This is a genomic window from Pseudomonas sp. CC120222-01a, from assembly GCF_003097235.1.
GTDB lineage: Bacteria > Pseudomonadota > Gammaproteobacteria > Pseudomonadales > Pseudomonadaceae > Aquipseudomonas.
Window position 1 is genome coordinate 12,531 of record NZ_QEQQ01000012.1, and the last position, 15,630, is coordinate 28,160.

Below are 15,630 nucleotides of genomic sequence, written 5' to 3' on the forward strand. Positions count from 1 at the left end.
CGGCTCCCCGAGAGGAAGGATCGGAACGTGATTGGACGTTTGCGCGGCACCCTGGCGGAAAAACAGCCGCCGCACCTGATTATCGACGTCAACGGCGTGGGCTACGAGCTGGAAGTGCCGATGACCACCCTTTACCGCTTGCCCAAGGTCGGCGAGCCGGTGACCGTGCACACCCATCTGGTGGTGCGCGAAGACGCCCATCTGCTTTACGGCTTTGCCGAAAAGCGCGAGCGCGAGCTGTTCCGCGAACTGATCCGTCTGAATGGCGTGGGCCCCAAGCTGGCGCTGGCGCTGATGTCCGGCCTGGAGGTGGACGAGCTGGTGCGCTGCGTGCAGGCTCAGGATGCTGCGGTTCTGGTGCGCGTGCCTGGCGTTGGCAAGAAAACTGCCGAGCGCCTGTTGGTCGAACTGAAGGATCGCTTCAAAGCCTGGGAAACCTCTCCGGCCATGTTTACCCTGGTTTCCGATGGCCCGCTGCCGTTGGCCAGCGAGTCTTCCGCCGAGGCCGATGCGGTCAGCGCCCTGGTGTCCCTGGGCTACAAGCCGCAGGAAGCGAGCAAGGCCATTGCCGCAATCAAGGACAAGGCCGGCCTGAGCAGCGAGGAACTCATTCGTCGCAGCCTTAAAGGGATGATTACCAAGTGATCGAAGCCGACCGTCTGATCGCCGCCAGTGGCCGCGACCGTGAAGAAGTCCAGGACCGTGCGATCCGCCCGTTGCGCCTGGACGAGTACATCGGCCAGCCGGTGGTGCGCGAGCAGATGGCGCTGTTCATCCAGGCGGCACGCGGTCGCGGCGAGTCGCTCGACCACACGCTGATCTTCGGCCCGCCCGGGCTGGGCAAGACCACCCTGGCCAATATCATCGCCCAGGAGATGGGCGTATCGGTCAAGAGCACCTCGGGGCCGATCCTTGAGCGGCCGGGCGACCTGGCAGCGATGTTGACCAACCTCGAACCGCACGATGTGCTGTTCATCGACGAAATTCACCGCCTGTCACCAGTGGTCGAGGAAGTCCTGTATCCGGCCATGGAAGACTTCCAGCTCGACATCATGATCGGCGAAGGCCCTGCGGCCCGGTCGATCAAGCTCGACCTGCCGCCCTTCACCCTGGTGGGCGCCACCACTCGCGCCGGTATGCTCACCAACCCCTTGCGTGACCGTTTCGGTATCGTCCAGCGCCTGGAGTTCTACAGCGACAAGGACCTTTCGACCATCGTCAGCCGCTCGGCCGGCATCCTTGGCCTGGCCATCGAAGAGCAGGGCGCCTATGAGATCGCCCGTCGCGCCCGTGGCACGCCCCGGATCGCCAACCGCCTGCTGCGCCGGGTGCGCGACTACGCCGAGGTGCGCGGCAAGGGCCAGATCACCAAGGCTGTAGCGGACATGGCGCTGAACCTGCTGGATGTCGATGAGCGCGGTTTCGACCATTCCGACCGCCGCCTGTTGCTGACCATGATCGAAAAGTTCGACGGTGGCCCGGTGGGCGTGGATAACCTGGCGGCAGCCATCAGTGAAGAGCGCCACACCATCGAGGATGTGCTCGAGCCCTACCTGATCCAGCAGGGTTACATCATGCGCACGCCGCGCGGCCGTGTGGTCACTCGGCATGCCTACCTGCACTTTGGCTTGAATGTGCCTGGCAGCCTGGGAGGCGCAGGTGAATTTTCCGAGCCAGGCGATGAATGACAGATCAAAACCGACTTTTCGTGGTCCTACCGCTGGCATGCCGATGGCGCGCTGGCAATTCGACATTAATGAAGAAAAAACAGTTGCCGCAGCGGATTGGCAAGCTGAGGAGTAAGCACTAGAGTATGCGCGCGCAAAATGGCCTGGAACCGTTCGCACACCGTTGTCGCGTCTATTACGAGGATACCGATGCCGGTGGCGTGGTGTATTACGTCAATTACCTGAAATTCATGGAGCGCGCGCGCACCGAGCGCCTGCGGCATCTGGGCTTTTCCCAGTCGCAGCTGGCCGAGGACAACCTGCTGTTCGTGGTTCATTCCAGCGAAGCCCGCTATCACGCGCCGGCACGCCTGGACGACGAGCTGAGGGTCACCGCGCAAGTACTTGAACTCAATCGCGCCAGCCTGCGCTTCGTGCAGCAGGTCTGGCGGGAAAAAGATGAAACGCTGCTCTGCGAAGGGCAGTTCCTGGTGGCCGCCGTGCGCGCCGACACTTTCAAACCCCGAGCCATACCCCCCCAGCTGCGCGACGCCTTTGCGGCGGACGGCTCGGGTAATCAATCGAACGCAGGAGAATAAGCGTGGAAGCTAACGTCGTCGACCATACCTCCATGTGGAGTCTGGTCAGCAATGCCAGCGTGGTGGTACAGCTGGTAATGCTGACCCTGGTGGCCGCCTCGGTCACCTCATGGATCATGATCTTCCAGCGCAGCACCCTGCTGCGCGCCGGTCGTCGTGCGCTGGATGCCTTTGAGGAGCGCTTCTGGTCGGGTATCGACCTGTCCAAGCTGTACCGTCAGGCAGGCAGCAACCCGGACCCGGATTCCGGTGTCGAGCAGGTCTTCCGTGCCGGCTTCAAGGAATTCTCGCGCCTGCGCCAGCAGCCGGGCGTCGACCCGGACGCGGTCATGGAAGGCGTGGCCCGTGCCATGCGCGTGGCCATCTCGCGTGAAGAAGAAAAGCTCGAGCAGAGCCTGCCGTTCCTCGCCACCGTCGGTTCGACCAGCCCGTACATCGGCCTGTTCGGTACCGTGTGGGGCATCATGAACTCGTTCCGCGGCCTGGCCAGTGCCCAGCAGGCCACCCTGGCCACCGTGGCCCCGGGTATCGCCGAGGCGCTGGTCGCCACGGCCATCGGCCTGTTCGCGGCCATTCCGGCGGTTATTGCCTACAACCGTTTCGCGGCGCGCAGCGAAGTGCTGATCGGCCGTTACTACACCTTCGCCGACGAGTTCCAGGCGATCCTGCACCGCAAAGTGCACACCAGCGAAGAGTAATCAGGTAGAAGCCCATGGCCCGAGTTCGCCACAAACGCAAGCCCGTCGCCGAGATGAACGTGGTGCCCTACATCGACGTGATGCTGGTGCTGCTGGTCATCTTCATGGTGACGGCGCCCATGCTCAACCAGGGCGTGAAGGTCGACCTGCCCAAGGTTTCCAGCGAAGCCTTGCCGCAGGACAACAACGTCCAGATCCTCACCATCTCCATCAAGGCCGACAAGACCTACTACTGGAACCTCGGCAGCGAAGTCGATACCGACAAGCAGATGGACAAGGCCATGACCTTGCCGGACATGACCAGCGCAGTGACCAAGATCATTGCCGCGGGTCGCGACCAGGGCAAGCAGACCCAGGTCTTCATTCGTGGCGACAAGGCTGTCGACTACGGCGCCGTCATGGGCGCCATGGGCGGGTTGCAGAAGGCCGGTGTCGGTAACGTTGGTCTGATTACCGAGGCGCCCTGATGCAACAGCGAGAGCCATCCGCCTCGGAAAGCTACTTCTGGCCCACTGTCTGGGCCATCGGCCTGCATGTGCTGGTGTTCGCCCTGCTGTTCGTCAGCTTTGCCATGACGCCTGAACTGCCGCCTTCCAAGCCGATCGTTCAGGCTACCCTGTATCAGCTCAAGTCCAAGAGCCAGGCGACCACCCAGACCAATCAGAAGATTGCCGGGGAAGCGAAGAAAACCGCCTCGCGCCAGACCGAAGTCGAGCAGCTGGAGCAGAAGAAGGTCGAGCAGGAGGCCATCAAGGCCGCGGAACAAAAGAAAGCCGACGCCGCTCAAAAGGCTGAAGAAGCACGCGAAGCCGCCGAAGCCAAAAAGGCCGAGGAAGCTGCGAAAGCTGCCGAAGCCAAGAAAGCCGCCGAGTCCAAGAAAGCCGAAGAGGCGAAGAAGGCCGCCGAGAAGCAACAGGCCGACATCGCCAAGAAGAAGGCCGAGGAAGAGGCGAAAAAGCAGGCCGAGGAAGAAGCCAAGAAGAAAGCAGCCGAGGAGGCCAAGAAGCAGGCCGCCGAGGACGCGAAGAAGAAAGCAGCCGAGGACGCCAAGAAGAAAGCGGCGGCCGAGGAAGCGAAGAAGAAGGCAGCTGAAGAGGCCAAGAAAAAGGCCGCTGCAGATGCTCAGAAGAAGAAGGCACAGGAAGCGGCCCGCAAATCGGCGGAAGACAAGAAAGCTCAGGCCCTGGCCGAGTTGTTGTCCGACACCACCGAGCGGCAGCAGGCCCTGGCTGACGAGCAGGGTGACCAGGTGGCCGGCGACTTCGACGACCTGATCCGTATGCGCGCGGCCGAGGGCTGGGCACGTCCGCCTTCCGCGCGTAAAGGCATGACGGTGACCCTGCAGGTCAACATGTTGCCGGATGGTACCGTCACCGGTGTCAGCGTGATCAAGTCCAGTGGCGATGGTCCGTTCGACAGTTCTGCGGTGGCTGCTGTGAAGAACATTGGTCGTTTGACCGAGATGCAGGGTATGAAGCCGAGCGATTTCAATCGTTATCGTTCGTTCAAGATGACATTTACACCTGAGGATCTAGCGTTGTGATTAAACTCCTTCGAGGAATGCTGGTCATGCTCTGCTGCGTGGCTGGCATGGCCATGGCAGAGGAAAAGAACATCCTGGTCACCAGCGGCAGCGATCGGGCCACGCCCATCGCGGTAGTGCCGTTCGGTCTGCAGGGTGGCAGTGTGCTGCCAGAAGACATGGCCGACATCATCGGCAACGACCTGCGCAACTCGGGCTACTACTCGCCGATTCCGCGTCAGAACATGATCAGCCAGCCGACCCAGGCCAGCGAGGTCATCTTCCGTGACTGGAAAGCGCTGGGTGCCCAGTACGTGATGGTTGGCAGCATCGTGCCATCGGGCGGTCGCTTGCAGGTGCAGTACGCGCTGTTCAACGTCGCCACCGAGCAGCAAGTGCTGACCGGTAGCGTGGCGGGCAGCACCGACCAGCTGCGCGACATGGCGCACTACATTGCCGACCAGTCGTTCGAGAAGCTCACCGGCATCAAGGGTGCGTTCTCTACCCGTATGCTGTACGTGACGGCCGAGCGTTTCTCCACCAACAATACTCGCTACACCCTGCAGCGTTCGGACTACGACGGTGCCCGTGCAGTGACCCTGTTGCAGTCGCGTGAGCCGATCCTGTCGCCACGCTTTGCGCCGGATGGCAAGCGTATCGCCTACGTTTCGTTCGAGCAGAAGCGCCCGCGCATCTTCGTGCAGAACATCGACACCGGCCGCCGCGAGCAGGTGACCAACTTCGAAGGCCTGAACGGTGCGCCAGCCTGGTCGCCGGATGGTTCGCGCCTGGCGTTCGTGCTGTCCAAGGACGGCAACCCGGACATCTACGTGATGAACGTGGCCTCGCGCCAGATCAGCCGCGTTACCGCCGGCCCGGGCATCAACACCGAACCGTTCTGGGGCAAGGATGGCAACACCCTGTACTTCACCTCCGACCGTGGTGGCAAGCCACAGATCTACAAGCAGTCGGTCAGCGGTGGTGGTGCCGAGCGTGTGACGTTCGTGGGTAACTACAACGCCAACCCGAAACTCTCGGCGGACGAAAAGACCCTGGTAATGATCCATCGCCAGCAGGGCTTCACCAACTTTAAAGTGGCGGCACAGGACTTGCAGCGCGGAAGTGTAAAGATTCTCTCGGAAACGAGTCTTGATGAGTCGCCCACTGTTGCGCCTAACGGCACCATGCTAATCTACGCCACCCGCCAGCAGGGCCGGGGAGTCTTGATGCTCGTGTCGCTTAACGGCCGTGTGAGGCTCCCACTTCCTACCGCTCAAGGCGAAGTCAGAGAACCGTCCTGGTCCCCTTACCTGAACTGATTGCGGCGTAATACGTTTTTGCTTAACACACTGGGGTTTCATTAGGAGTTTCACGATGGAAATGCTGAAGTTTGGTAAATTTGCTGCGCTGGCTCTGGCCATGGCCGTAGCTGTAGGTTGCTCCTCGAAAGGCGGTGACAACGCTGGTGAAGGCGCTGTTGACCCGAACGCTGGCTACGGTGCCAACACTGGCGCTGTTGACGGTTCCCTGAGCGAAGAAGCCGCCCTGCGCGCAATCACCACCTTCTACTTCGAATACGACAGCTCGGACCTGAAGCCAGAAGCCATGCGCGCTCTGGACGTTCACGCCAAGGACCTGAAAGCCAACGGCAACCGCGTTGTCCTGGAAGGCAACACCGACGAGCGCGGCACCCGCGAGTACAACATGGCTCTGGGTGAGCGTCGTGCGAAAGCCGTTCAGCGCTACCTGGTTCTGCAGGGTGTTTCCCCTGCTCAGCTGGAACTGGTCTCCTACGGCGAAGAGCGTCCAGTTGCCACCGGCAACGACGAGCAGTCCTGGGCTCAGAACCGTCGCGTAGAACTGCGTAAGTAAGTTCTTATGCGTATGTGCCGTCGTGCTGTAACCGTCCTCGCACTCAGCCTGCCGCTTTCGGCGTGGGCTGCGGTTCCTGTAGTTGATGACAACGGGGGTGCTTACCCACCTTCCGGTTATGGCACGAGCGGCGCCTATGCCGGCGCAGGGGCTTCGACCCCTGCCTCGGCACAGGGCCAGCTGTTCATGCAGCTGCAACAGATGCAGGATCAACTTTCCCGCCAGCAAGGCATCATCGAAGAGCTGCAGAACGATGTGTCGCGCATGAAGCAGGAAAACCTGGAGCGTTACCAGGATCTTGATCGTCGCATCAACAGTGGTGGCGCGCCTGCCGCGACCCCCGACAATTCCTCCACCGGTGGTGCATCCAATGCCGCCGCCGGTGCAGCAGCAGGCGCCGCTGGTGCCGCTGCACAACAACCGGCCGCCAGCAGCGAGCCCGGTGATCCGGCGAAAGAAAAGCTCTACTACGACGCCGCTTTCGACCAGATCAAGCAGAAGGACTTCGACAAGGCCAGCCAGGCGTTCAACGCCTTCCTGCGCAAGTACCCGAACAGCCAGTACGCCGGCAACGCCCAGTACTGGCTGGGTGAGGTGAACCTGGCCAAGGGCGACCTGCCAGCGGCCAGCCAGGCCTTCGCTCAGGTCAGTCAGAAGTACCCCAAGCACAGCAAGGTGCCAGATTCGCTGTACAAGCTGGCTGACGTCGAGCGCCGCATGGGCCACACAGACAAGGTCAAGGGCATCCTGCAGCAGGTCATCACCCAGTACCCCGGCACTTCCGCCGCGCAGCTGGCGCAACGCGACCTGCAGAAGCTCTAAGTTGCACCTTTGCAAGAAACCCGCGCCTGCCGCGGGTTTTTTCGTTAGAATCACTGCCCTTTTTTTATAAACACGCTGTAGCGGATAACGCCATGTCGAGTCCGCGACAGTGCCTGACGGAGGCGGACAGCCTGTTTAGCTGTCACGCCCGTGGCGAGCATGCAAGACACATTACGCATCACCGAAGTCTTTTACTCTTTGCAGGGTGAAACACGAACGGCTGGGCTGCCCACGGTATTCGTGCGCCTGACCGGTTGCCCCCTGCGCTGCCAGTACTGCGACAGTGCCTACGCCTTCACCGGCGGTACCATTCGCACCCTCGATTCGATCCTTGAGCAGGTGGCCGGCTTCAAGCCGCGTTACGTCTGCGTCACCGGCGGCGAGCCATTGGCCCAGCCGAACGCCTTGCCACTGCTGCAGCGTCTGTGCGATGCCGGCTACGAGGTCTCGCTGGAAACCAGCGGCGCTCTCGATATCTCGGGCACCGATGTGCGCGTCAGCCGTGTGGTCGACCTCAAGACCCCAGGGTCCGAAGAGTCGCACCGCAACCGCTACGAGAACATCGAGCAGCTGACCCGCAACGATCAGGTCAAGTTCGTCATCTGTTCCCGCGAGGACTATGACTGGGCGGTGTCCAAGCTGATCCAGTACAACCTGGCTGAACGTGCGGGCGAAGTGCTGTTCTCGCCCAGCCACCACCAGGTGAGCGCTACTGACCTGGCCGACTGGATCGTCGCCGACAACCTGCCCGTACGCTTCCAGATGCAGCTGCACAAGCTGCTGTGGAACGACGAACCCGGACGTTGATTGAGGAGTGAAAGAGATGACTGAGAAACGCGCGGTAATCCTGCTGTCTGGCGGCCTCGATTCGGCCACGGTTGTGGCCATGGCCAAGGCCGAAGGTTACAGCTGCTACAGCATGAGCTTCGACTATGGCCAGCGCCATCGCGCCGAGCTGAATGCCGCTGCCCGCGTCGCCCGTGACCTGGGCGTGGTCGAGCACAAGGTCATTGGCCTCAACCTCGATGGTATTGGCGGCTCGGCCCTGACCGACAGCAGTATCGATGTGCCAGAGACCCCGGGCGAGGGCATTCCGGTGACTTACGTGCCGGCCCGCAACACCGTGTTCCTGTCGCTGGCCCTGGGTTGGGCGGAAGTGCTGGAAGCGCGTGATATCTTCATCGGTGTCAATGCGGTGGATTATTCCGGCTACCCGGATTGCCGTCCGGAGTTCGTCGAGGCGTTCGAGCGCATGGCCAACCTGGCCACCAAGGCGGGTGTCGAAGGGCAGGGCTTCCGCATCCAGGCGCCACTGCAGAACATGAGCAAGGCACAGATCGTGCAGGCAGGTATCGCCCGAGGCGTGGACTACAGCCTGACGGTTTCCTGCTACCAGGCCAATGATGAAGGCCAGGCCTGTGGCAAATGCGACAGCTGCCGCCTGCGTGCTGATGGTTTCAAGGCGGCGGGTGTCGCAGACCCGACGCGCTACTTCTGACAAAAGGTTGGCTCGAGTATTGATTTCCCGTTAAAAATCAGTATTATACGCGCCATCCAACGGGTCGTTAGCTCAGTTGGTAGAGCAGTTGGCTTTTAACCAATTGGTCGTAGGTTCGAATCCTACACGACCCACCATATGCAGTAAGACAAAGCCCGCAACCAGTCATGGTCGCGGGCTTTGTCGTTCATGGCTGGCCGTTGCCGGGGCGCAGGGCGCCCCTGCTGATTATTCAGCCCACTCTGGGTCACCGGTGAACACCACGGTAATCCAGCGATCCGGGCCTTCGCCGCCTACCGCATCGCCGATCTCATTACGCCATGCGTCCCATTCATCGATGGTTTTCGCCGCCATGGTCTTCGGCACGATGAAGTACAGTTCGATCTCCCGCGAGCGCCCGACCTTGGCCACATAGGCCCTGTACGACTGCAGGCCGTGCCGCGCCACGAACTCGCGCGCCACTTCGTCAACGTGCAATTTCAAGTCGCCTGGCGTCACCAGGAAGATCTCCGACAGCGCCTGGCGCACGACCGACAGCGGCAGCGGAATGATCACCAGGCACACCAATGCCAGTACCGCCGGGTCGATGTACGGCGATACCCACTCCCACTGTGTGCCCTGCACTGCGTAGCCGAAGCAGAACGCGATCAACAGGGCGGCGGTGATGCTGGCCGACATCACCCAGCCTTTGACGTCCATGCGCACGAAGTCCGACTTCAGCTTGCGGTTGGCACGGTCCTCGACCACGGCGATGGTCGCGCAGGCGATTACGGTCAGCAGCGCATAGACCATGGCGATGCCGAACTCCAGGTGGCGTCCGCCCTGCAGCAGGCTGCTGACAGCGTTGATCAGCGCGTAGATGGCGACGCCGCTGAGCAGGATGCCGTTGAGTGCCAGGACCATCGGCTCCAGGTGCCAGAAGCCCATGGTGAAGCGCTCGCGCAGCTTGCGCGAGAGTTGCAGGCTGGTGGCGTGCGAGGTGATCAGCTTGACCACCACCAGCGACAGGCCGCTCATGCTGGCGTCGACCAGCGAATAGACGCCGTCGAAGACGATCGAGAACGAGCCGGAGGCCAGGCCGAAGCCGATGCCAATGGTGGCGATGAACAGGGTGACGGCGATCGAGGTGCGTAACAGGCCCTGTTCGCTGGTGATGTCGAAGAAAGAAGAACGGGTTGCGGTTTGCATGTGTTTTGCTCGGTCAATAACGATGTTGCTGTGTTGGCTGTGCCGGCCTCTTCGCGGGTCAAGCCCGCTCCTACAGGTATCGATGTGCCCTGTGGGAGCGGGCTTGTCGAGGCGTCGAACCGCCGCGAAGAGGCCCTTGCAGGCTAGACGCGAAACTGCTCCATCAGCGCCTGTTGCTGGTTGGCCAGTCGATTGAGCGCCTGGCTGATGCGTGCCGATTCATCGGCCTGGCCCGACAGCGACTCGGTCACGTCGCGAATCCCGGCCACGTTGCGGTTCACTTCCTCGGCCACCGCACTCTGTTCCTCGGCTGCCGAAGCAATCTGCAGGTTCATGTCGCTGATTACCGCCACGGCCTCACCAATACGCTCCAGCGCCGGTAGCGCCTGCTCCATGCGCGTGGCGCTGGCCTGGGCCTGGCGCTGGCCTTCATGCATGGCGCCGACCACGTCCTGGGTGCCTTGCTGCAGCCCTTCGATCACCAGGCGAATCTCTTCCACCGATACCTGGGTGCGCTGGGCCAGGCTGCGCACCTCGTCGGCAACCACGGCAAAACCACGCCCGGCTTCGCCTGCGCGTGCGGCTTCGATGGCGGCGTTAAGGGCCAGCAGGTTGGTCTGCTCGGCAATCGCGCGGATCACCTCGAGCACCGAGCCGATCTGCTCGCTACGGTGCTCAAGTGCACGGGCCTCGTCCATGGCGGTGTCCATGCCGGTTGCCAGTTGGTCGATGGTCTGGCGGGTGCTGGCGATCAGCTGCAAGCCTTCACGGCTGGCCTGATCGGCACCGCGTGCAGCCTGGGCCGCCTGGGCGGCGTTGTGGGCGACATCCTGGGCGGTGGCACTCATTTCGTTGGCGGCGGTGGCGACCTGTTCGATTTCCCGTTGCTGCTGCTGCATGCCATTGCTGGTCTGGCTGGCGATGGCGGCAGACTGGTCGGCGGTGCCGCGGGCTTCGAGCAGCGAACCTTTGACTTGAGCGATCACTGGTTGCAGCTTGTCGAGGAAGCGGTTGAACCAGCCTGTCAGCTGGCCCAGTTCGTCCTGGCGGGCGTAGTCCAGGCGGCGGGTCAGGTCACCTTCGCCGCTGGCGATGTCTTCCAGGCGGGCGGCTACGGCGAGGATCGGCCGGGTCACGCCACGCGCAGTCAGCCAGACCAGCAGCAGGCCGATGATGGCGGCGCCCAGGCCGATCAGCAGGCTGGTCAGGTTGGCGCTCTGGTTGTGGCTGTCCAGGCGCTGGTTGAGGGCCAGGGCCGGCGCTTGCAACACTGCCTCAGGCAGTTCCAGTTGTACCTGCCAGGGGTTGGCATCAGGAATCGGCGCAAACGGCCGTGTCACGCGCAGCAGGCCCTGATCCACCTCCTTGTCCAGCGGCTGGCCCAGCTTGCTGGCGTCACGGCTATGCCCGGCGAGCAGGCCGGCAGCGCTGACGATGCTGACCTGGCCCTGGCCGTCGAACAGCTCCTGGCGGCCATCCAGGCTCAGTTGCTGGAGGTTGTCCAGGCCGATGTCCAGGCCGACCACGCCGACCACCTTGCCGTTTTCCAGCAGGGGCAGGGCGATGCTGGTCATCAGTACCTGATGGCCATTGACGTCGTCGAGGTAAGGCTCGAGCACGCAGGCCCTGGCGGTTTCCTGCGGGCAGGTCAGCCAGCGGTTCTTGGCCAGGCCATTGGTGCCAGGGCTGTTGTCGTTCAGCATCGATTCGGGCATCGCCTCAAGGTCCAGGGTGCCTGGGCGAGGTTGCGACCAATACAGCGAGAAGCGCCCGCTTTCGTTGCTGCCGCTGGCCTCCTGGCCGATGAACTGGTTATCCAGGTGGTCGAGCGCATTGGGCTGGAACACCAGGTACAGGCCGATCACGTCCGGGTTGCCGGCGAGGCTGGCGTGGGCCTGGCGGGTCAGCTCGGCGCGCAAGTCACTACCGCCCCTGGCCTTGAGCACCTGGACCAGGCGAGCGAAGCCGTTGCCGTACTGGTAGGCATCCATGAAGTAGCGCTGGATGCGCATCGCCTGGGTCTCGGCATGGGCCTGCAGGCGCAGGCGCGCACTGTGTTCGAGCATTTCCGTGCTGGCCTGGTTGACCAGCACCGCGCTACGCCGGGACTGGGTCAGTGAGCTGGCGACCAGCAAGGCGACGATGGCCAGCAGGCACAGGCCGGCGAGCAGGGTGATCTTCCACTGGATGGACAGGCGACGCAGCAGCATGAGGGCTTTCCTTATCGTTCAACAACAACGCCCGCGTTCAGGCGCGGGCGTTGTCGGTGGCTGGAGTCAATCAGCGACGAAGTTCGGTGGCGAAACCCGGAAGGCCTTGGTCAGCCAGGCCAGGTGCAGCAGCCCGGCCAGTGCCCAGAGGCCGCCGAAGATCAACGAATGCTCGTTGAGGTCAAGCCAGAGCTTGGCGATGATGCAGAAGCCGATGGTCGGCAGCACCAGGTACTTCATCTTGTTGGCCAGTCCCTGGCGATTGCCCTCGCGCAGGTAGCAGTGGCTGATCACCGACAGGTTGACGAAGCTGAAGGCTACCAGCGCGCCGAAGTTGATGATCGAGGTGGCGGTGACCAGGTCGAAGAAGATGGCCGAGAGGGCGATCACGCCGACCACGGCAATGTTCACGATCGGGGTCTTGTAGCGCGAGTGCAGGCGGGCGAACACGCTGCTCGGGATCACATTGTCGCGGCCCATCACGTACAGCAGGCGCGACACGCTGGTCTGCGAAGCCAGGCCCGAGGCGATGGTATTGATCACCGTGCAGGCGATGAAGATCGACTGGAACAGCTTGCCACCGACATACAGGGCGATTTCCGGCAATGCCGCTTCCGGGTCCTGGAAGCGTGCGTTGGTCGGGAAGTACGCCTGCATGAAATACGACACGGCGATGAACACCACGCCGCCGATCAGGGCGGTGAGGAAAATCGCCCGCGGGATGGTCTTGCCCGGGTCCTTGGTTTCTTCGGACAGGCAGGTGACGGCGTCGAAGCCCAGGAACGAGAAGCACAGGATGGTTGCGCCGGCAGCCAGGGCGCTGAGTTGCGTCTGCGAGTCGGCGAACGGCAGCAGGCTCCAGGTCGTTCCCAGCCCCTCGCCCTGATCCAGGCCGCGAACGCAGAGGTAGATGAACACCGACATGATCATCAGCTGCACGACCACGAACAGCAGGTTGAAATGCGCGACCAGGTTGATGCTGCGCATGTTGATCAGGCTGATCAGGGTGACGAAGCCGGCCACCCACATCCACGCCGGCACCTCGGGGAACATGGCCGAGAGGTAGAGCTTGGCCAGCAGCGCGTTGACCATGGGCAGCAACAGGTAGTCCAGCAGCGAAGACCAGCCGACCAGGAAGCCCACGTGCGGGTTGATGGCGCGTTGGGTGTAGGTGTAGGCGGAGCCGGACTGCGGGAAGCGGCGGACCAGTGTGCCGTAGCTCACTGCGGTGAACAGAACGCCGGCCAGGGCCAGCAGGTAGGCGCTGGGAACGTGGCCGTTGGTAACGCCGGACACGATGCCGAAAGTGTCGAACACGGTCATGGGCGTGAGATACGCCAGACCGATGATGACTACGTGCCAGAGGCTCAGGGATTTACGGAATTGGCCGTTGCCGGTGGCGTTGTGGTCATGCTGCATGCTGGTGTGGCTCCATGTTGTTCACCTTTTTGTTTGGAGCAGAGATAGGCGCGTGCTAGGCGCCGGCGTCAGGCTGGCAGTGCCTTGGCGAGGAGGTTGAAGCGTGCGGGCAGGGGCATCCGAGCATCATGACGGCGCGACTTTTTCTTCTTCGTGGATCGGGCGCTGGGCGAGGTGGTGAAAATAAAAAACGATTGGTAGGAAGGCGTCAAGTTAAACATGACAAGATGTTGCCGAATTGAAATATTTATCGGGTAAAAAGCCTAAATGTTCGCTTTTTGCGCGCTTTTTTGCGGTTTCGATCGACTTGAATGTTCGTAAAAATTAACGATTGTCGGACATTCTTCCAAATCCAGCCTTTCTGCCTTGGCGTGGGCACCACGCTGTCGCGGCGATGATATCCTTTTGCACCCCTTGCAGCCGTCTGGCTGCGAATCCGCCCATATGGACATCGATCGGTTCTATTCATGAAGAAATCAGTAGGCATCCTTTCCGGCCTGGCTATCGCCATCGCCGTCGTGACCACCGCTGGCGCCTGGTACACCGGCAAGCAACTGCCTGGGGAGCTGGAAAATGCTGTCAGTCGCAGTAACGAGCAGCTCAAGAAGGCGTTGGTCAACTATGGCGGCAGCATGACTGTCGAGCTGGTGTCCCTCGATCAGCACTTCTTCAGCAGCACTGCGCAGTATCGGCTCAAGGCCAAGGACATCAACCTCGGCCATGGCGAAGTGCTCAGCTTCGACCTCGGCATGACCGACCAGATCGAGCATGGCCCGTTCCCGTGGTCGCGGGTCAAGGCGCTGAAGCTGGTGCCGGTGCTGGCCGCGAGCAGCAGCAGCCTGCAGAAGGATGACCTGACAGCGCCGTGGTTCGCTGCGGCAGGTGAGCAGTCGCCGATCAGTGCGCATACCAGCCTGGGCTTCTCCGGCAATGTCGACAGCAACATCACCGTGGCACCGCTCAAGCACACCGAGGCCAATGGCAGCAGCCTGGACTTCTCGGGCATGTCGCTGGAGGTCAGCGGTGATCAGGAAGGCAAGGCGTCGAAGTTCCATGGCAGCGCGGATCGCTTCGTGATGAAGCTGGTCGGCGAGGACCATCCGCCCGCCACGCTCGAACTCTCGGGCTTGAAGGTTGGTGGCAACCTGGCTGCCAGCAAGTATGACGCCGTGTACGTCGGCAACGTCGACCTGCTGCTGGCCGAGGCCAAGGCGACCTTGGGTGACAAGCAGCAGGTGCTGGTGCTCAAGGGTCTTGAGCAGAACCTCCTGCAGACCCTGGACGGCCCGGACACCGTGGGTGGCCGCGTGGACTACCGGGTTGCGGACATCACTTGGGATGGCCGCGCAGTCGGTAACGCGCAGATGGGTGTGACCGTCAAGTCGCTCAATGCACCGGCCTTGCAGTCGCTGTCGAAGTGGTACCAGGCCCACCTGCCGGAGTTCGAAGCGGCTCAGGCTGCCGGGCAGCCGGTGCCGGAAATCCAGATGGATGAGGCGGAAAAGGCCCGCTTCCACGGCGACCTGCAACAGTTGCTGGCCTCCAAGCCCAAGCTGGCCATCGAGAACCTGGCGTTCCGTACCGCCAATGGCGAGAGCCGTTTCGACCTGTCGATGGACTTCGCCAGCCCGGCCTCGTTCGACCTGCCGCCTGACCAGTTGAGCAAGCAACTGATCACCGAGGTGAAGAGCAAGCTGTCGTTGTCCAAGCCGATGATCGGCGACCTGGCGACCTTGCAGGCGCTGCTGGAAGGGCAGACCGATGCCCAGGCCATTGCTTCGCAATCGAGCCAGACTGGGGAGATGGTCGGCATGATGGCGGTGCAGAGCGGCATGGCCACCGTGCAGGGCAACGATGTGGTGTCGAGCCTGCACTATGCCGATGGCATGGTCGACTTCAACGGCAAGAAGATGACCGTCGAAGAGTTCGCCATGCTGCTGGCGGCACATTTTGCCGCCATGCAGCCACAGGGCTGATGTGATGCCCGTGCTGGCCTCTTCGCGGCCAGCACGGGCATCACAAAAACCGCTTTTGAATTCCCCAGATTGTCTGTAGCCTTCGGCGTCCGATAATAATCCGCGCCCGCAGAGGGCCGTGGCGGCACGCCTGCCGTCCGGCACCCCTAGCCGATCTGC

The 15,630-nt window shown here is 62.2% G+C and carries 15 protein-coding genes, 1 tRNA gene and 1 pseudogene; 13 read left to right on the forward strand and 4 right to left on the reverse strand.

Annotated elements, in window-relative coordinates:
* Window positions 1-27: 27 nt before the first annotated feature.
* The 12 genes from ruvA (at window position 28) to N430_RS16350 (ending at window position 8,815) form a co-directional block, all read left to right on the forward strand.
* Window positions 28-645 carry a Holliday junction branch migration protein RuvA gene (ruvA, locus tag N430_RS16295; RefSeq protein ID WP_110637204.1) on the forward strand — a complete coding sequence of 206 codons (618 nt, stop codon included), beginning with the start codon at window positions 28-30 and terminating at the stop codon, window positions 643-645.
* Window positions 642-1,688 carry a Holliday junction branch migration DNA helicase RuvB gene (gene ruvB, locus N430_RS16300; RefSeq protein WP_110637202.1) on the forward strand — a complete coding sequence of 349 codons (1,047 nt, stop codon included), beginning with the start codon at window positions 642-644 and terminating at the stop codon, window positions 1,686-1,688. The genes ruvA and ruvB overlap by 4 nt, the downstream gene beginning before the upstream one ends.
* A gap of 125 nt (window positions 1,689-1,813) precedes the next feature.
* Entirely contained in the window at window positions 1,814-2,266 is a 453-nt protein-coding gene (gene ybgC / locus N430_RS16305) for a tol-pal system-associated acyl-CoA thioesterase (protein ID WP_051099709.1), read from the forward strand.
* 2 nt (window positions 2,267-2,268) lie between these two features.
* Window positions 2,269-2,964, forward strand: coding sequence for a protein TolQ (gene tolQ, locus N430_RS16310; protein ID WP_110637200.1), 696 nt, complete (start codon window positions 2,269-2,271; stop codon window positions 2,962-2,964).
* 14 nt (window positions 2,965-2,978) lie between these two features.
* Complete coding sequence (tolR, locus tag N430_RS16315) at window positions 2,979-3,431, forward strand: protein TolR (RefSeq protein ID WP_008090221.1); 453 nt, start codon at window positions 2,979-2,981, stop codon at window positions 3,429-3,431.
* Window positions 3,431-4,507, forward strand: coding sequence for a cell envelope integrity protein TolA (gene tolA / locus N430_RS16320; RefSeq protein WP_110637198.1), 1,077 nt, complete (start codon window positions 3,431-3,433; stop codon window positions 4,505-4,507). Before tolR ends, tolA begins: the two co-directional genes overlap by 1 nt.
* A 17-nt stretch (window positions 4,508-4,524) precedes the next feature.
* On the forward strand, window positions 4,525-5,805 hold the full coding sequence (tolB, locus tag N430_RS16325) for a Tol-Pal system beta propeller repeat protein TolB (protein ID WP_152955760.1): 1,281 nt from the start codon (window positions 4,525-4,527) through the stop codon (window positions 5,803-5,805).
* Between the two features lie 55 nt (window positions 5,806-5,860).
* Window positions 5,861-6,358, forward strand: coding sequence for a peptidoglycan-associated lipoprotein Pal (gene pal, locus N430_RS16330; RefSeq protein ID WP_023381906.1), 498 nt, complete (start codon window positions 5,861-5,863; stop codon window positions 6,356-6,358).
* A gap of 6 nt (window positions 6,359-6,364) precedes the next feature.
* Window positions 6,365-7,180, forward strand: a complete 816-nt coding sequence (gene ybgF / locus N430_RS16335; RefSeq protein WP_110637196.1) for a tol-pal system protein YbgF — start codon at window positions 6,365-6,367, stop codon at window positions 7,178-7,180.
* A gap of 159 nt (window positions 7,181-7,339) precedes the next feature.
* Window positions 7,340-7,987, forward strand: a complete 648-nt coding sequence (queE, locus tag N430_RS16340) for a 7-carboxy-7-deazaguanine synthase QueE (protein ID WP_079229347.1) — start codon at window positions 7,340-7,342, stop codon at window positions 7,985-7,987.
* Between the two features lie 16 nt (window positions 7,988-8,003).
* Window positions 8,004-8,678 (forward strand): 7-cyano-7-deazaguanine synthase QueC, encoded by a 675-nt coding sequence (gene queC / locus N430_RS16345; RefSeq protein WP_110637194.1) that lies wholly within the window; start codon window positions 8,004-8,006, stop codon window positions 8,676-8,678.
* Window positions 8,679-8,739: 61 nt separating this feature from the next.
* A tRNA-Lys gene (locus tag N430_RS16350) sits at window positions 8,740-8,815 on the forward strand.
* A 91-nt stretch (window positions 8,816-8,906) separates the two neighbouring features.
* Here the strand turns inward: N430_RS16350 and N430_RS16355 are convergent.
* The 4 genes and pseudogenes from N430_RS16355 to N430_RS16365 form a co-directional block, all read right to left on the reverse strand.
* Entirely contained in the window at window positions 8,907-9,866 is a 960-nt protein-coding gene (locus N430_RS16355) for a cation diffusion facilitator family transporter (RefSeq protein WP_110637192.1), read from the reverse strand.
* A 143-nt stretch (window positions 9,867-10,009) separates the two neighbouring features.
* The gene (locus N430_RS29990; RefSeq protein ID WP_371922779.1) at window positions 10,010-10,765 is read right to left on the reverse strand and encodes a methyl-accepting chemotaxis protein; all 756 of its coding nucleotides are present in this window, start codon (window positions 10,763-10,765) and stop codon (window positions 10,010-10,012) included.
* A gap of 102 nt (window positions 10,766-10,867) precedes the next feature.
* Window positions 10,868-12,076 (reverse strand): annotated as a pseudogene (locus N430_RS29995) (HAMP domain-containing protein); the annotation flags it as partial.
* 66 nt (window positions 12,077-12,142) lie between these two features.
* Complete coding sequence (locus N430_RS16365) at window positions 12,143-13,495, reverse strand: APC family permease (RefSeq protein WP_110637188.1); 1,353 nt, start codon at window positions 13,493-13,495, stop codon at window positions 12,143-12,145.
* Between the two features lie 467 nt (window positions 13,496-13,962).
* Here N430_RS16365 and N430_RS16370 point away from each other — a divergent pair, with 467 nt between their 5' ends.
* Complete coding sequence (locus tag N430_RS16370; RefSeq protein ID WP_110637186.1) at window positions 13,963-15,471, forward strand: YdgA family protein; 1,509 nt, start codon at window positions 13,963-13,965, stop codon at window positions 15,469-15,471.
* Window positions 15,472-15,630: the final 159 nt, after the last annotated feature.